20 protein-coding genes are annotated in these 17,354 nt (G+C 38.0%); 14 read left to right on the plus strand and 6 right to left on the minus strand.

Annotated features, from left to right (window positions below; translation table 11 throughout):
* Positions 1–9: 9 nt before the first annotated feature.
* Entirely contained in the window at positions 10–495 is a 486-nt protein-coding gene (locus tag AC2YHV_RS20270; protein ID WP_487373944.1) for a nucleoside deaminase, read from the minus strand.
* Positions 496–709: 214 nt separating this feature from the next.
* On the opposite strand from AC2YHV_RS20270, the gene AC2YHV_RS20275 reads away from it, so the two are divergent.
* From AC2YHV_RS20275 to AC2YHV_RS20325, 11 genes are all read left to right on the plus strand, one after another.
* Positions 710–1,612: an AEC family transporter gene (locus tag AC2YHV_RS20275; RefSeq protein WP_057277531.1), complete on the plus strand. Its 903-nt coding sequence runs from the start codon at positions 710–712 to the stop codon at positions 1,610–1,612.
* 264 nt (positions 1,613–1,876) lie between these two features.
* The gene (locus AC2YHV_RS20280; RefSeq protein ID WP_095679505.1) at positions 1,877–2,287 is read left to right on the plus strand and encodes a hypothetical protein; all 411 of its coding nucleotides are present in this window, start codon (positions 1,877–1,879) and stop codon (positions 2,285–2,287) included.
* 437 nt (positions 2,288–2,724) lie between these two features.
* The gene (locus AC2YHV_RS20285) at positions 2,725–3,453 is read left to right on the plus strand and encodes an amino acid ABC transporter ATP-binding protein (RefSeq protein WP_034307008.1); all 729 of its coding nucleotides are present in this window, start codon (positions 2,725–2,727) and stop codon (positions 3,451–3,453) included.
* 22 nt (positions 3,454–3,475) lie between these two features.
* Positions 3,476–4,303 carry a transporter substrate-binding domain-containing protein gene (locus AC2YHV_RS20290; RefSeq protein ID WP_427524783.1) on the plus strand — a complete coding sequence of 276 codons (828 nt, stop codon included), beginning with the start codon at positions 3,476–3,478 and terminating at the stop codon, positions 4,301–4,303.
* A gap of 107 nt (positions 4,304–4,410) precedes the next feature.
* Positions 4,411–5,049 (plus strand): amino acid ABC transporter permease, encoded by a 639-nt coding sequence (locus AC2YHV_RS20295; RefSeq protein WP_034307002.1) that lies wholly within the window; start codon positions 4,411–4,413, stop codon positions 5,047–5,049.
* 14 nt (positions 5,050–5,063) lie between these two features.
* On the plus strand, positions 5,064–5,714 hold the full coding sequence (locus AC2YHV_RS20300; protein ID WP_034307000.1) for an amino acid ABC transporter permease: 651 nt from the start codon (positions 5,064–5,066) through the stop codon (positions 5,712–5,714).
* A gap of 175 nt (positions 5,715–5,889) precedes the next feature.
* Entirely contained in the window at positions 5,890–6,081 is a 192-nt protein-coding gene (locus tag AC2YHV_RS20305; protein WP_197483677.1) for a hypothetical protein, read from the plus strand.
* A 286-nt stretch (positions 6,082–6,367) separates the two neighbouring features.
* The gene (locus AC2YHV_RS20310; protein WP_063577730.1) at positions 6,368–6,649 is read left to right on the plus strand and encodes a DUF4190 domain-containing protein; all 282 of its coding nucleotides are present in this window, start codon (positions 6,368–6,370) and stop codon (positions 6,647–6,649) included.
* A gap of 110 nt (positions 6,650–6,759) precedes the next feature.
* Positions 6,760–7,080 (plus strand): hypothetical protein, encoded by a 321-nt coding sequence (locus tag AC2YHV_RS20315; protein ID WP_053535156.1) that lies wholly within the window; start codon positions 6,760–6,762, stop codon positions 7,078–7,080.
* Between the two features lie 302 nt (positions 7,081–7,382).
* Positions 7,383–7,826: a nucleoside 2-deoxyribosyltransferase gene (locus AC2YHV_RS20320; RefSeq protein ID WP_223256012.1), complete on the plus strand. Its 444-nt coding sequence runs from the start codon at positions 7,383–7,385 to the stop codon at positions 7,824–7,826.
* 110 nt (positions 7,827–7,936) lie between these two features.
* Complete coding sequence (locus AC2YHV_RS20325; protein WP_255256757.1) at positions 7,937–8,065, plus strand: hypothetical protein; 129 nt, start codon at positions 7,937–7,939, stop codon at positions 8,063–8,065.
* 621 nt (positions 8,066–8,686) lie between these two features.
* Here AC2YHV_RS20325 and AC2YHV_RS20330 read toward each other — a convergent pair.
* Entirely contained in the window at positions 8,687–9,430 is a 744-nt protein-coding gene (locus AC2YHV_RS20330) for a L,D-transpeptidase family protein (RefSeq protein WP_487373945.1), read from the minus strand.
* A gap of 224 nt (positions 9,431–9,654) precedes the next feature.
* On the opposite strand from AC2YHV_RS20330, the gene AC2YHV_RS20335 reads away from it, so the two are divergent.
* A complete protein-coding gene (locus AC2YHV_RS20335; protein WP_377333721.1) occupies positions 9,655–10,107 on the plus strand; it encodes a YueI family protein in 453 nt (150 codons plus the stop codon).
* A gap of 231 nt (positions 10,108–10,338) precedes the next feature.
* Here the strand turns inward: AC2YHV_RS20335 and AC2YHV_RS20340 are convergent, their stop codons facing one another.
* Together AC2YHV_RS20340 and AC2YHV_RS20345 are read right to left on the minus strand one after the other, a co-directional pair.
* On the minus strand, positions 10,339–11,406 hold the full coding sequence (locus tag AC2YHV_RS20340; protein WP_487373946.1) for an AI-2E family transporter: 1,068 nt from the start codon (positions 11,404–11,406) through the stop codon (positions 10,339–10,341).
* A 523-nt stretch (positions 11,407–11,929) separates the two neighbouring features.
* A complete protein-coding gene (locus AC2YHV_RS20345) occupies positions 11,930–13,198 on the minus strand; it encodes an L-lactate MFS transporter (protein ID WP_063576132.1) in 1,269 nt (422 codons plus the stop codon).
* 644 nt (positions 13,199–13,842) lie between these two features.
* On the opposite strand from AC2YHV_RS20345, the gene AC2YHV_RS20350 reads away from it, so the two are divergent.
* Positions 13,843–14,931: a branched-chain amino acid aminotransferase gene (locus AC2YHV_RS20350; RefSeq protein WP_034306982.1), complete on the plus strand. Its 1,089-nt coding sequence runs from the start codon at positions 13,843–13,845 to the stop codon at positions 14,929–14,931.
* Positions 14,932–15,080: 149 nt separating this feature from the next.
* Here the strand turns inward: AC2YHV_RS20350 and AC2YHV_RS20355 are convergent, their stop codons facing one another.
* Positions 15,081–15,218 (minus strand): hypothetical protein, encoded by a 138-nt coding sequence (locus AC2YHV_RS20355; RefSeq protein WP_189337405.1) that lies wholly within the window; start codon positions 15,216–15,218, stop codon positions 15,081–15,083.
* A 298-nt stretch (positions 15,219–15,516) separates the two neighbouring features.
* A complete protein-coding gene (locus AC2YHV_RS20360; RefSeq protein WP_096339780.1) occupies positions 15,517–16,203 on the minus strand; it encodes a response regulator transcription factor in 687 nt (228 codons plus the stop codon).
* 138 nt (positions 16,204–16,341) lie between these two features.
* Between AC2YHV_RS20360 and AC2YHV_RS20365 the strand changes: the two genes are divergently transcribed.
* Entirely contained in the window at positions 16,342–17,229 is an 888-nt protein-coding gene (locus AC2YHV_RS20365; RefSeq protein ID WP_487373947.1) for a R2-like ligand-binding oxidase, read from the plus strand.
* The last annotated feature ends 125 nt before the right edge of the window (positions 17,230–17,354 follow it).

The following is a 17,354-nucleotide window of genomic DNA, read 5'->3' on the forward strand; positions in this document are numbered from 1 at the left end:
AAAAACCAGTTAATATTTCACTTTTTCCGTATTGGTTTCCCATGTTCGGAATGGTAAGTCATGGTCATTAAAAGACAATTGTTTCATTTTAATTGTGCGGTTTTCCATTGGCAGGGCAAGTTCTTGGTAGATAAAGTGATCATCAAAGCCAATAACAGCAGCGTCTTCTTTAGTGCATGCGTAATAAATGGCTTTTGGACGTGCCCAATAAATAGCACCGATGCACATGGGGCATGGCTCGCAGCTAGTGTAAATTTCACAATCAGTAAGCTGGAAGCTGTCGAGATTCCTGCATGCATCACGAATCGCCTGTACCTCGGCGTGAGCAGTAGGATCGTTGGCCGTTGTCACATTATTACATCCTCTGCCCACGACTTTGCCATCTTTTACGATTATAGCACCAAAAGGACCTCCGTTCTTAGCCAGTACATTTTCATTTGCAAGCCGAACAGCCATTTCCATGTATTTTACATCCACTAAAAAACACCCCTTCATATATTAATAACCAAAAAGTGTTAATGTTACGTTTTTTAACGTAAATATAATAAACAATATACCATATGTCTGGGGAAACAGAATATCGTTTTCTAAAAATAAAGAAAAGTCAATTTTATGACGTGCAATCGAAAGGATTTAAAAGAATTTTTACAAATAATTATAAAACTGATATTGTTAGAAGAAAATCATTAGAATTATGAAGGTGATATGCATGGGTTTTTTGGGAGTTCTATTACCGATATTCGGTATATTTGTTTTAGGTTTCATTGGTCAGAAAAAGTTTAATCTTGATACAAAATCGATTTCCACGATGGCATTATATTTAATGTCACCTTTTCTCGTGTTCCGGACTTTTTATTCCGCAGAATTTACGATTAATTATTTTTACCTGTTCTTATTCACGATAGTACTTTGCCTTTCTCTCATACTGGTAGTCTACATTATATCTTTTTTTCGCAATTATACAGTCACTGAAACAAGCGGCATGATATTGGCATCGGCATTCATGAATAACGGGAATTACGGTACACCCGTCATTTTCCTGTTATTCGGAGCCGCAGGACTCGATTATGCAATCATCCTTATGGTGGGACAGCAGTTAGTGATGTGCACGATCGGCATTTATTTTGCAGCAAAGGGCAGTCCTGAAGGAAACGGAGTTCAAACAGCAATTAAAGCGGTATGTCGAATGCCAATTGTATATGGAGCTATTGCAGGAACAGCCTTTCAGTTCGTGAACATACCTTTAAGCAATTCGGTTATGGAAGCTATTAATCTTGTTGCAAACGCAGCGATCCCGACAATCATGATTACACTGGGAATGCAGCTGGCCAACATTTCCCTGAAAAAAATTGCCTATCGAAAGCTATCAGTTTCGCTACTCCTTAAACTTGCCGTTTCACCAGCAATTGCCTTCCTGTTATCACTTGCCTTGCCAGTGGGTGAAATGGTCAGGCATATCATGATCATCGTAGCTGCCATGCCAACGGCGGCCAACACTACAATGTATGCGCTCCAATTCAATACGGAGCCTGAATTCGTTTCAAGTGCTACATTCATCAGTACATCATTAAGCCTGATTACGCTTCCCATCATCTTTTTCTTTGTATTATAGAAGATTATGATTCTAATTATGTGGGCAAACTTATTTTAAACACGAATCGGACGTTTCCTATCCAATAAACGAGATCCGGCCTAATTATAGGCATTGCCCTTGATGACCAAATCTTGGGCTGGGTACCCATCGCGGTACATGAACTTATGGCCTTTATTAGGTGTTGATGAAAAAATGATTTCAACAATTTCATTTTAATATTAAAGAGAAGCTTATTAAACGGCGTTTGATATTTTAATGCCAGTATTTGATTGGAGGGGTTTTGTGTTCCAGACTAAAATTAAATTGATTAATCCTGGAAAGATTGATGCCATACTAAAGGAAATCGTCCTGAAAACCTTTGAAGAAGCACTGGAAGAAAAACTTTTGCTATGCATGGAGTGCGGAGATGTCGATTTTTATATCGCTTATTCAAATAATGAGGAACTTCAAGATGCGATTAATGAAAACTTTGAAATTGATGAATGTGGTGAAATCATGAAAATAGATGAACATCAGGAACTTATGGATGATTTATACGATTATTTCTTGATCATACATAAGGAAAGTGATTTGTTTGATTTTTTTCCAGCAGGTCCATATACCCACAATGGGGAAATTCATGAATCAGATACGGATATGCTGGCGCCAAGGGGTTTGTATTCAGCACCATTTGAAGATGCGATAAAGGAATAATACGAAAAGACAGCAAATGCTGTCTTTTTGTATTATTAAAAGCATATTCAGCTTTCGGGAAATAAATGATTTTTTACAAAAAGAGGGAATTTTTTCAAGGGGAAATAAGTTGAAAATTAACATTTATATGGAATATAGCAATAATATAATGAAATATGATAACGTTTTTAACAATTTAAAGTTTATATGGTAATTTTAAGAAATATTATATATAATAAAAAGTGTGAATATTGAATATATTATTTAAATTACTAGTTTAAAATAATAATAAAAATGGTCGCTTCCCTAACACTATCGAAATATTGGGAAATAATATTGGAAGAAAGGATTATACATAAGATATGTTTCGAGTTAAGAGAATGTTATAGTACGCTTTTATAATTCTGATTATTATAAATATTCAGTTTCGAAGATTGAATATGGACGGGGTGCTAATTATGATAGTTTTTGACCGAGTGAATAAGTATTATGGCGATTTCCATGTATTGAAAGAAATTAATCTAACAATCAAGAAAGGGGAAGTGGTAGTGGTCATCGGACCTTCCGGATCAGGAAAAAGTACACTGCTTCGATGCATTAATCGTCTAGAGACCATTTCGCAAGGATCCCTTTCAATAAATGGTTTGAATGTAGCGGATAAAAAGACGGACATAAACAAACTCCGTCGGAATATCGGTATGGTTTTCCAGCATTTTCACCTGTATCCCCATAAAACCGTGCTCGAGAATATCATGCTTGCTCCCAGGAAGGTCTTGGGACAATCCGAAGAGGAAGCAAAAAAAATTGCATTGAAGTATTTGGACAAAGTGGGGATTGGAGATAAAGCAAATTCATTTCCTTCCCAGCTTTCAGGTGGACAGCAGCAACGGGTAGCGATTGCCAGAGGTTTGGCAATGGGACCGGAAATCATGCTTTTTGATGAACCTACCTCAGCCTTGGATCCGGAAATGATTGGCGAGGTACTGGATGTTATGAAAGCACTTGCCCATGAAGGAATGACGATGGTGGTTGTTACGCACGAAATGGGATTTGCCCGTGAAGTGGCGGATCGAATCGTATTCATGGACGAAGGCAGGGTTTTAGAAGAGGCAACTCCGGCTGAGTTTTACGCCAATCCTCGTGAAGAGAGGGCTCGTTTATTCCTTAGCCGTATATTAAATCATTAAATAAAAAACAGGGGTGAATTACATGTTGAAGAAAAAGAAATGGTTAAAATTATCTTTGCTATCATTACTGGCCGTCATTTTATTAGCTGGTTGCGGCGGGGGGAATGATACCGACAAAGCTGAAGAGGGTGGAGGTAAAGGCAAAGAAGAAGATGTTCTAGCACAAGTGAAGGAAAAGGATAAGATCGTTTTTGGGGTGAAAAATGATACAAGGCTATTCGGTTTGAAGAATCCTAGTTCTGGAGAGGTAGAAGGCTTTGATATTGATATTGCCAAAGCTCTTGCAGCAGAAATCCTTGGTGATGAGAATAAAGTTGAATTTAAAGAAGTGACTTCTAAAACTAGGATGGCCTTATTGAATAATGGTGATATCGACGCAATTGTAGCAACTATGACAATCACGGAAGATCGTAAAAAAGAAGTTGACTTCACTGATGTTTACTTCGACGCGGGACAATCTTTGTTAGTCAAAAAGGGCAGCGATATCAAGGGTATTGATAGCTTGAAAGGGAAAAAGGTATTGGCTGTCAAGGGCTCTACTTCTTCCATAAATATCCGTGAAAAAGCTCCTGAAGCACAAGTGCTGGAGTTTGAAAACTATTCTGAAGCGTTCGCTGCACTTAAATCCGGACAAGGGGATGCATTGACAACGGATGATTCCATCCTTTATGGAATGGCAGATGAAGATCCAAGCTATGAGCTTGTTGGCGGTACATTTACCGAAGAGCCATATGGAATTGCCGTAAAAAAAGGGAATACTGAATTTGTGGAAGAGTTGAATAAAGCCCTTAAGTCACTTAAAGATTCAGGCAAGTACGACGAAATCCATGATAAATGGATTAAACACTAAACATTTTAGCAAATGTATATGGGCAGCTGACCTTGAATAACATTTGAACATTTGTCTGTGAGGATGAGCGTATTGCTCATCCTTACTAGTTAAAGGAGTTGTATGCCGTGCTTGATTTCTCCATTTTAACAGAGAATCTGGATATGTATTTATTAGGCTTTAAAAATACGATCATGTCGAGTTTGATCGCGTTGGTATCGAGTTTGATTCTTGGTGTGCTAATTGCCATCATGCGGATTGCGCCAATAAAGCCACTAAACTGGCTTGGTACCGCCTATGTCGAGTTCATTCGGAACATACCGTTATTGATCATTACCTTTTTCTTCTTTCTTGGTCTTAAACTAAGCGGTCTATATGCAGGGACATTAGCCTTGACCATTTACACTTCATCTTTCATAGCTGAGGCAATTCGGGCAGGCATACTCTCCGTGCCTAAGGGTCAAATGGAAGCTGCCCGTTCATCAGGCCTGACATATGGGCAAGCCATGAGGCTCGTCATACTGCCGCAGGCCGTTAAAATCGTCATTCCTCCTTTAGGGAACCAATTTATCAATTTAGTAAAGAATTCTTCCATATTGGCCGTCGTTGCAGGACTCGATCTTATGTACCACGGAGATTTGATTTCTTCAAGGACATTTGTCGTGTTTGATGTGTACATTTTCGTTGCAGCTTTTTACTTAATTCTTACCATTCCTTTAAGCTTTGGCGTTGGTTATTTGGAAAAACGTCTGGCTAAGAGTAATTGAGGGAGGTATAAGATATGGATTTTGCAGGTGCCTATACACCAGATAATCTTAAGTTTTTATTAGAAGGATTTTGGGTAACGCTCCAGGTAGCTTTTATATCCATTATTCTAAGTTTCATTATTGGCGGGCTTGTAGGTATAATCCGATACGCAAAAGTGCCGGTGTTATCACAAATACTAGCTTTGATTGTAGAAACGGTACGTAATTTACCTCTGTTATTAATCATATTTTTTACGTATTTTGCTTTGCCGGAGATACGGATTAAACTGGAAATCATTCCAGCAGCCATAGTTGCCTTGACAATTTTTGAGTCAGCCATGCTTTCTGAAGTCATTAGAAGTGGACTGAAATCCATTGATAAAGGTCAAATGGAAGCTGCCCGTTCATCAGGTTTGAGCTATACACAGGCATTGATACATATTATTCTGCCCCAAGCGCTGCGCCGCATGGTTCCTCCCATTGTCAGCCAATTCATTTCTTTATTAAAGGATACCTCTTTAGCGGTTGTCATCTCTTTGCCGGAGCTGACCCATCATGGTCAAATCATATATGGACAAAGTCAAAAGTATTTAATACCGATTTTGATCCTGGTAGCTCTCATGTATTTCATAGTTAACTATAGCCTTTCTTTGGTAGCCCAGAGACTTGAATTGAAACGCACCTAAAAAAACGGCTCAGAAATGAGTCGTTTTCTATTTGTCTAGGAGATTCGGAAGTGTCTCACCCTTAACCTTATTTTAAAGCTTGTTTATACTCCATGATCCATACAGTCGGCGGAAAGGGAGCGGATTTCTGGAATCACCGGAATGTTATTTTAAGAAGAAACCGTAGGCTGGACTCATGCCAAACACGTTGAAACTAAGTTATCCTTCATGGTTTTATACTGTAATCCTTAATAAATGGAAGAAATTTGCGACACTCCAGCCGAATAACTGGCTAGCCGAGACCCCACAGGCGCTTGTGCCGAGGAGGCTTGGCAGACAGTCGGCGGAAAGGGAGCGGATTTCTGGAATCACCGGAATGTTATTTTAAGAAGAAACCGTAGGCTGGACTCATCCCAAACAAATTGAAACTAGGTTATCCTCTTGATTTTATAACTGTAATCCTTAATAAATGGAAGAAATTTGCGACACTCCAGCCGAATAACTGGCTAGCCGAGACCCCGCAAGCGCTTGTGCCGAGAAGGCATGGCATACAGTCGGCGGAAAGGGAGCGGACTTCTTAATCAAATAGAATAATAATGATGAATGAGTACACAAAAAATGAATCTTTTGCTTTTAATAACCGTATATATAAAGGAAGAAAGAAGGTGGAAAATATGTCGGAAATTAAAAGAAGCAATAGCAAAGCGATTGTATCATTGATCATGGGGGTATTATCCCTGTTTATTCCAATCATCGGCATCATATTAGGTATTTTAGGGTTAATATTTGCATCGAAGAGTAAACAAGAAATGAACCTTACTGGTGAATCTGGAAATGGTTTAGTGACAGCTGGAAAAGTGTGCAGCATTATTGGAATAATCTTGAATGTTCTCATGATTTTGATTTTCATGGTGTTTTTTTATTTCGTAGTCAATACGGATATATCAACCTATTGAATGTAAGTATTAACTTGACAAACAAAGAAAAGTAATTTAAACCTATATAAAATGGAAATTCATGTTATAATTATTATAAATATCTAAATATTGTATGAAGGGATGATATTTTGACCATTCAAATCTTTGAGTACCCAGCCGTATTCTATTATGAAAAGCACCCGTTGATTATCGACTCTTTTTCCGTTCAAGTTTGTTTCCCGGATTTTAGGCGAGAAGGAATTATTTCTTCCGTTAGCGGCAGGAATCGGTTAGATGCCTTAGCTTGTGCTCAAGAACTGTTGGAATCCATGGTCGAACATTTTATACACGATAAAAAAACAATCCCGGATGCAAGCGAAATGGAAAAGGTGAATCTGGATCGGGGAATTAATATATGCGAGGCTGCACCCTTCAGAATTGAAATCGAAAATATCACATATGAAAAATAGAAAAACCTTGCCGGTTAAAGGACAAGGTTTTTATTTTGGATTACTTGAATTTGTAACCCGGAATGTCAGATCAGTACATACTATATTATTTTATTATTTTTTTAGTAAGCTGAAGTCGATGGGGATAATAGTGGCACTCATAAAATATAAAAAACCATCATTACCTGTAAAAGGAATGATGGTTTTTAGTTTCGCTAAAAAATTCCCCATTTAATTATTTTTTATTTTTGGGGAAAGGATATTGCGTTCTTTATAACGAATATGTATAGTATAGGTAACATAGGTAAAAAGTATCAATAGTTATATATTTTGGAGGTGTATGTGTGAAATATTATATAGCATCAGACGAAAAAAATTTGAAGCAAGTAAAATCATTGATTAAGAAATTGACTTCAAAAGGATTTACTTGTGTGAATGACATGAATTTAATTACGAATGATGAGAAAAACCAAATAACGGACGACATTGGAGAATATGAAAAAAAGGGGATAGAGGAAGCCGATTTCATGCTGATCTTCCTAACGGCTGGAAAAGGTAATCTATATGAGCTTGGCTATGCTTTATCTTTAAATAAGAAAATAATTGTGTATTCTCCTGAGAAAGAAAATTATCATATTAATAAAAAATCAATATTTCATAATCTGCCCGAGGTAACGATCTGCAGCGGGACCTTTTATAAGCTGGTTAAATTGATACATACGCTTTCTCCGGAAGGATCTGAAAAAGATTCACTGCCTCTTAAATAAATGTCAAATGTAAAATTTTAAGGAGACCCTCTAATAAAATTTCTTTTGAACGAATTGTTTAAAGTATTAAAAATGAGGGTAAACACCATTAAAAAAGGGAGAGGACTGTTTTGGCCATTATTGATATCGACCAATTATTGTTAGCCACTGAAGCGATAGCAGAAGAGTCAGTTCCATTCCATCTTGATACATTTGACATCGATCAACTTTTAGATAATACGGATAATTGGAATTGGTAAAGAAAAGCATGCCCATAGAGGATATGCTTTTTTTAGGCTGTTTTCACATACTTTGTTGCTATTTACCAGGTAGTGAGTTGTGGTTGATTTCCACTCCAGATGCTCGCTTTCCGCGGGGCGGGCGGTGAGCCTCCTCGGCGTACACGCCTGTGGGGTCTCACCTGTCCCGCAGCTCCCGCAGGAGTCTCGCACTTCCGCTCCAATCACCTTAATAGTTTCGTTTTAAAAACAACAATCTTTACGAAAAGAGCCTTTTTTAAAGAGAAAATAGCCTGATTACCTGTATGAAAATAATACAAGAAACCAGGCAGGTGGAGATATTTTAACGATTGGATAAAGTTAAAACCTGCGTCCTTTTACGAATCCTAAAATCACAAACATTGAAATGGTGCCGATAACAAAAATTGCTTTAATGGAATTCACTAGAATTTCATCGTACATTCGTATTACCTCCTTGTATGTAATGACAGTGCGATTATGATTAGCTGTTGATGTATAAATTATAACATAAAGTCAATATCTGATGGTGGGAAATTAATGACGATATGGGTAATAATGTATAGGTTGTACAGTTAAAATATAAAAAAGATATCCTCTAATCAGTGGATATCATTGAGAAAATTATTTAAGTCCTAGTGCTTTTTTTGTTTTTGGTCCGACGATTCCATCAGAAGTAAGTTTTTTGGACTTTTGGAAGTTCTTTACAGCTATTTCGGTGTTTTTTCCAAATGACCCATCTACTCCTTTAGTGCTGTATCCAAGTTTAGTTAATCTTTTTTGCAGTTCGATAACCTGGGGGCCACTGCTTCCTTTCTTTAGGGTAGAGTTTGTATTTACCGGCAGGCTCACAGATCCGCTCACTTTGAATCCATTTGTGGCAGCTATATTGGCAAATGATTTATTCGAACTGGCAATCAAGACTACAGTGTTCATTCTCACCCTATCGTAAAGCCATTGTACATCATTGTTATACATACGGATACAACCGGCACTTATATATTTCCCGATTGTTGAAGAATCATTATTGCCGTGTATTGCGTACGTATTTCCTGGTGTATTCCTTGCATTGATCCCCAGCCATCTTTTACCTAGAGGGTTTTTTGGGTCTCCGCCTCTAATGTTGCCTTTATAATAGGGACGATTCACAATCTTTGTCACTACTTTAAACTTTCCTTCAGGAGTGTAGGAGGCTTTCTTACCTGTCGCCACGATGAATACCTTCACCAATTTATCATTTTCGTAATAGGCAAGCTGATTATTGGCTTTATTGATGATAATCAGTTGTCTTGCTGCCGCACCTGAAGTATTACTGAACCCCAAAAAACTAAAGGCGAAAATCAATACAAATACAATTAATTTTTTCATGTTTTCCCCGTCCCTCATTTAAGCAACCTACATTTACACATATACTATCCTATGCATGAAGCGAGGCTAAAGTGACAATTTTTTAAAAAAAGGGTAGACTAATTAACTATGGGAAAAGTCAAACTTAGATCCAATTTCACTTTTATGCATATCAAAAGAATGATGGGCACTATTTTTGGCCATATTACATACATTATTGAAGGGAAAGCGGAGGTGGGAAAGAATTGTCACGCCTAAAGGTGGAGGACTATCTAGAACAAGGCATCCATGGTCCAAAAGAAATCAAGGCTGGTGAACGAAGGGAATTTCTGGGCACATTACGGGAACGCGTAGTCATCGTCTTAAAAAGAAGCCAAGTCTTTGAAACGAATGTATACCCGGAGATAGAGCAAATGATGAAGCAGTATCCCCGTTCAAATTTGTTTTTGAATGGTCAGATGGACTATCAATATCTAGGAAAATATATTAAATTGGCAATGAGTCATGATATTCCTTACAAAATCGTCCTAAACAAAGATCATAACTCCGATTTGGGTCTGGTGTTAGCGGAAAGTAACGCCATAAACAAAGAAGAAATTTATATACAGAAGCAAATTCATACCCAGCAAGTCATCAAAAAGAAAAGCTTCACAGCCTTTATTAAACGCTGTGTTAAAAAATTATTAAAAAAACGTTGATGCAACTATCAACGTTTTTAGTTTGGCTACAAAAAGGGGGGGAATGGACTATTCCGAACCATGATAGTAAGAATAGGTTTTCCATAATGGTTTTATGAAATAAACTGGGAATTTATTGAAAGAAAAAACTGTAGGCAAATTCTCTTTCTTAAGAGTTGGTCTACAGTCTGAAACGAGTGCTTTTTATTTTTAATCGTTCTTTTAATTAAGTGTGTAGACAACTTTTCCTGTTTATGTAACCCTATTCCGTAACCTGTAAAACTTCCTGAAATTCCCTATAATCGTTTTTACTACGGAATAGGTAGGGATAGCGATTAAAATGCCAATGAATCCGTATATTGATCCAGCAACAAGCAGCAATAGGATAATGGTAAGCGGGTGAATGTTAAGCCGTTTCCCCATAATATTCGGTGTAACCAAGTGCCCTTCGACCTGTTGAACAACAATAAGGACAATGAGTACTTTCACTGCCAGCCCAATGTCTTGCTGTAAGGCAATGAAAAGGGCGGGGATGATGCTTATTAATGGACCAAGGAATGGTACAACGGTAAAAATCATGGCGAATAAGGCCAATACGAGTGCATAATCGAGACCGATAATAAGGTAGCCAACATACATCAAAGTCCCTATGACAATTGATATGATGAATTGACCAATAATATAAGTTGAAAGGGCTTTATCGACGTCTTTTAAAATTGTGTTCCCCTCTGATTCTACATCGTTCGGTATGTATTTTAATAGAAATGGTCGTAATTTATCTCCATCCTTCAAGAAATAGAATAAAATGAATGGTGTAATGACCAATACTGTTAATACACTAGTTATCGTGGATAAAATGGTATTGACATTCACGATGAGTTTTTCCGAATAATCTTTCAAATGCGTGACCGCTTTTTCTTTCAACTCTTCTATATTTACCATGCCAAAATCATTTTTTTCAATCATGACTTCAGATTCTTTAGAGAATTCCTTGACTTTGCTGGGGAGGTTTTCAGATAATTTTTGAAATTGGTCAACGATTACAGGACTGCCAAAGTAACCTGCCATCCCAATCATACTAAATATAATCAAAAACACGGTGAAGATGCTAGCTGACCTCGGGATAAATTCAGTTAACAAGTTAACGACCGGCCTTAATATATAGTATAAAAGCCCAGCCACAATAATAGGGAAAAACATGGCAGCAATGATTTTTTGCAGCGGCAGGAGAACATAATCAATCTTACCCAGTAAAAAAATAATTAAAATGATCAAAATGATTGCGCAAGCATATTTGAAAAACGGTTTATTGATCCACAAGACAATCCCCCCTAATTCCATCTCTTACTTGATTCCCTGATTTAGCTTAATGTTAAACTAAATAACTTGATTAAATATTCGGTGCAAACTTTTAGATGGATGAACGTTTGTCATTCAGCTTTTATTCGGTTGTGTTTCAATTTTGAATCTAGCTGACCACCTATTATTATTTATTAAATGGAAGTTCGTATTTTTTAAACATTTTTGGAATTCAAATAGCTATAGCCGGAACAAACGAAGTTGATATATGGAAACAAAAACAAGACTTTCACTGTAAAAAGAAGGACCTATTAAAAAAATATATCGGCCATTTTGACTTTAACCTGTCTTTACGTGCATAAGTCGATAATCTGAATTTATGCTCACAACTGCCCCCAGATGAGATGACCTAATCCATATGATATTCCAATGTGCTACAGTTCAAAAAGCACCTATACGGCCATATACATACTAAAAAGGAATCATCAAGGTAAATTCCGGTTATGGAAGTTTACTTGATCATGCCTTTTTAAAGGTTATTAAATTAGGATATCTTACTTAATGTGTTCGTTGCACCTTGTTTCTGTTCTTTTTGCATTTTTTTGATGTCCAGACGCAACCAGATGGAAATGGCGAATGCTATCGCAATTAATGCTGCGAAAACGTAGAATACCGGAATGTAACTGTTCGTACTTTCCCTGATTGCAGTAACCAACATTGGGCCGCAAACCCCGCCTAGAGACCATGTAGTTAAAAGATAACCATGGATGGCACCAATTTCCTTAGTGCCAAATAAATCCCCGGCAAATGCAGGGAGATTAGAAAATCCTCCTCCATAACAACTAACGACCAACAAGATGAGTCCTTGGAACAATAGTGTATTTGTAGTCATTGGAAGTAAAAGGAAGGCACCGATTTGAATGATGAAGAAAATGACGAAAACATTTGGACGGCCCATATAATCAGATGCCGCTGCCCAGCCAAGTCTTCCTCCGCCATTAAAGATTCCCATTATTCCGACTAATGTTGCTGCACCTGCCACTGACAGCCCGACAACGTCTTGAGCCATAGGAGAAGCAACCGAAATCATCATGATCCCTGCACTTGTATTGATCAATTTCATGGACCATAACATCCAGAAGTGTTTAGTTTTAACCGCTTCTTTTGCAGTTAATTGCCTTAGGTCTTTCTTCAGTTCTTTCTTACCGGACTCAATATCTTTCTTCATTCCTTCAGGCAGCCAGTTGGCTTTTGGAGGTGCAATATAGGATGCCCCTAAGAACATCAGTATGAAATAGCCTGCGCCTAAAATATAATATGTAGTATAAATGCCAACGGATTCCATAAGGCTTGCAGCGACTGGGGCTGTAATGAGAGCTCCGGCACCGAAACCTAATACTGCCATTCCTGTTGCCAGTCCCCTGCGATCTGGGAACCATTTGACTAAAGTGGATACTGGTGAAATGTACCCGATCCCCATACCAAGCCCACTTAACACCCCATAAGTCAATAGGTAGAGCGGAAGTGAATCGACCATTACCGCTAAACCGGAACCTGCTTGTCCTAATCCGAATAATACAGCCGCGACCATAGCTGACTTTCGTGGTCCATTTTTTTCTACGAACTTGCCAAAGAAGGCAGCTGAAGTTCCTGCAAGCGCCATCATTATTGTGAATGCTAACGTTACTTCAGTTTCTGACCACCCCATGGTCTCGACTAATGGTTTTTTGTAAACGCTATATGCGTATGCACCGCCAATGGATAGGTGAATGGCGATAGCGGATAAAGCGATTAACCATCTGTTTTTTGTCATGTTGTTACCCCTTTTCGTTAAAGAAGAATTAGAAAGTTGCATGCGTTTTGTCTATAATATATCGTTTTGCATGCGTTTTATCTATCTAGTGGGATAAGTATATAAGAATATTATTTAGTAGTAAACTACTAAATTGAAATTCATGTAAAATTTTCCTCTGGGCTTAGAGTTGGTAAAAAACACTTTATGGATTCGGATTAAAAATGTTATATATTCTAAGGAATTTAATATACATATAAGGTTTGCAGGTATTGCTTTGGTGTATTATTCACGAATCTGCCAAAAGTCTTTTCATTTATCGATTTTCCTGGTTACAAAGGCAAATGATTGAATTTACTCTAAAGGTGCGATGAACCAAAATTATTCTCATTGGCTTTATAGTGATTATTTTGATAAAATTAATCTAATATTCAAGACATATTAGCGTACTACTCGGAATTGATATTTTTAGTGGTTTCAGGAATAATTGATTCTTTTTTCAGGAATCATAGTCTGGAAATCAAAGAAAAACCAATTTATTTTAAAAAATTCCGAAAATTTCGTCTTAAAGGCTTGAACTATGATTCCTTATAGGAGTAAACTAATGAAAGATAGATTTTATGGAAGTCAAATCTTGTAAATTTAATCAACAAGGGGTTTTGGTAATGAAGGAACATGACATGCAAATCACGCTTAGTACAACAAAGAAAGAAAAACCACAAGCGGACCAGCTTGAGTTCGGTAAGCAGTTTACCGATCATATGTTTATTATGGATTACACACAAGGGCAAGGGTGGCATGATCCAAGAATTGTTCCTTATCAACCGCTCTCATTGGAGCCATCAGCTATGATTTTTCACTATGGTCAATCCGTTTTTGAAGGATTGAAGGCATATGCAACACCTGAGGATGAAATTATCTTATTCCGTCCGGAAAAGAATTTCCAACGCTTAAATAGTTCGAATAGCCGATTATGCATACCGGATGTCGACGTTGATTTCGCGTTGAAGGCCTTAAAGACTTTAATTAGCGTTGATAAGGATTGGGTTCCCCAGGCAGAAGGGACATCTTTATATATCAGGCCATTCATAATAGCTACTGAGCCTTATCTTGGAGTATCTCCATCGAATAAGTATCAGTTCATCATCATCATGTCACCAGTGGGATCGTATTATAAAGAAGGCATCCATCCAGTTAAAATTGCAGTGGAGTCAGCTTTTACACGTGCAGTTAATGGAGGTACAGGTGAAGCCAAAACGGGCGGTAATTATGCATCGAGCCTAAAAGCCCAGGAAGTATCCGAAAAGATGGGTTATGCTCAAGTTCTTTGGTTAGACGGAGTGGAGAAAAAATATATCGAAGAAGTTGGAAGCATGAATGTTTTCTTCAAAATTAATGGTGAAATCATCACCCCCGCTTTAAATGGAAGCATCCTTCCGGGTATTACTCGTGATTCCATTATAGAATTGCTGAAACATTGGGGTCTTCCCGTGTCGGAAAGACGCATCTCGATGGAGGAAGTCCATGAAGCCTATAAATTGGGTCACTTGGAAGAGGCCTTTGGAACGGGAACAGCCGCGGTCATATCACCAATTGGTGAATTTTTGTGGAATGGTGAAGAAATGATTGTTCAAAGCGGAGAAACGGGCGAACTTTCCAGAAAGCTTTATGATACACTGACAGGTGTCCAAACAGGTAAAGTCACAGACGAGTTGAGCTGGACTACTAAAGTTGAAGAAAAAGTGACTCAATAATACTTATAAAAACCTTCTTTGAAGGTTTGTTGACAAAAGGGGTTCGGAATTAAAAAATTCTGAACCTCTTTTGAAATTCCCTTTGAATTTTCGCCTAAAGTTAAGAGATTGCGGCTCTACGAGCCCACATGTTAGGCCATTTTTGGACCTCACCATGTCCAATTGGCCATCTTCTTTAAATTAATGGCAGCCTCCATTTTACGAACCAAATGGTTCGATGGCACCAGTTGATCTAAAGTAATCATTTCAAGTTGATCTCGCTGAATAGAATCATGTTTAGAAAGCATCCTCATCACCTTAAGTTTTAATACTTCTATTTTAAAACAAAAATGACTCCAGGCAAAAGTGTTCTATCTAAAAGGTAAGACAAAGTTGATTGGAGCGGGTGTTCGAGACTCCTGCGGGAAAAGCGCGTCTAGGGGAGACCCCGCAGGCGAAAGCCGAGGAGGCTCCCCGACCGCCCGCGGAAAGCGAGTGCCCTACGTTCCAATCAACGTCCCAATTGTACAAGCCTTAAAAAAGACAATCAATTTTCATCGAGTTTGTCTACAGTCTGAAACCTTCTTTGAAGGTTTTTTTTTACTTTTAGATAATCATTTTGTGCCTTATGGCAACTGCGACGGCCTCGGTCCGGTGATTCACTCCCAATTTCCTGATGGCAGAAGAAATATGATCTCTGACAGTAAATTCACTAACGCTCATTTTTGGTGCCATTTGCTTTAATCCCATCCCATTCGCTAAATATTGAAGTACCTCCACTTCACGTTTGCTTAGAAGATAAGTGGGGGGGGCGGAATCGAATGTTGAACTGACAGCCAGCTTCAAATAATGGGAGAGCTTCATTAAATCATTCTTGGTAACGGGCTCGTTGGCGTGAATGGGGTCAACCAACACTAAACCGATGGCCAAGTCATTCACAATTATCGGAATGATTGCCAATGAAGAGATGGAAAATCTTTTAACGTATTTTGCAGGGATGGAGGATTTCGCATGCTGGATGGTTAAGTATATGGGCTTGTTATGGATGACTGCTTGGTGGATCGGGTATATATCATGAATATTTTCCCTAACATTATGTAATGAAAAAGTATCTTCACTTGTACATGCACAAATTCCTTCACCCATTCCTGTTAAACATGAGTAACTGAATAAAGATGCTCGTTGAAATGAAAAAAAATCCACACAGCCCTTTACGATCATTTGTGATTTATTTGCCATATCTTTTTGTTGGGAAATCTTTTTTACATGTTTCATCAGAGTTTCCTCAAGCATTCGACTTAATTCCTCCCTACATTTTCAGTACTAGGATAAATGCTACTAATATATTACAATATAATGAAAAATCTTACAAATTTAAAAATCCTTAGAGATTCAAAAGTTTAAAGTTCATAATTTCAAGGAGGCATTACCATGAAAAGAAAGAGTTTAACGACCACAAGCAGGAGTTTTAGAGAAGATACCCTACCATTTAAACTTTACCAAAAGGCAAAGAAATTCGGTATATGGAATCCTCGGGACATTGATTTCAGCCAGGATAGAGAAGATTGGAAGTCATTTACTGACATTGAAAGGGAAGTGTTATTACGGATCATTTCCCTTTTTCAGGGCGGTGAAGAAGCCGTGACTTTGGATTTGCTGCCGCTCATAATGACAATAGCCAAAGAAGGCCGGATCGAAGAAGAAATGTACTTAACGACATTTCTGTTCGAGGAAGCGAAGCATATGGAGTTCTTTCGCTATACATTAGATCAAATTGGTGAAACGGGTGATTTGACGGTTTATCACTCAGACACTTATAAATCGATTTTTTATGAAATTTTGCCTGAAACGATGGAGAAACTTTTAACCGATCAATCACCAGAAGCCTTGGCAGAAGCAGCCACTGTTTATAATATGTTTACCGAAGGCGTTCTTGCAGAAACTGGATATTTCGGGTTCTATCAGACTCTCGAAGCTAATAAAATGATGCCTGGTTTATTAAAAGGTGTGGGTTTTTTGAAGAAGGACGAATCACGCCATATTGCATATGGGACTTTCCTGCTACAGCGAATCATCAGTGAACATCCACATATCTTTAAACAGGTTGAAAAGAGGATGGAGGAGCTTTCACCACTGGCCATCACGTTAAATACAGAGGGATATGATCGGTTAGGAAATCCCTTTGGTAATGACCAACAAGCTGTATTGAATTTTACCCTGAAACAATTATCAGTGCGGATGGAGATATTAGCCAGGGCAAAAGGGAAAGGGATTGAAGAAATCTATCAAAGCAATGAAAAGGAATATGGGGTGTTATAATGCCGAAATAAGATACAAGCATACTGTTAGTTTACATTCATTAATGGATGGCCATTAGGAACTTGAATGCAGCGTATGAACGATCCTTAACTGCGAATATAGACTATTAATTCCGAGGTGAAACG

The organism is Peribacillus sp. SRI_006 (genome assembly GCF_057586375.1).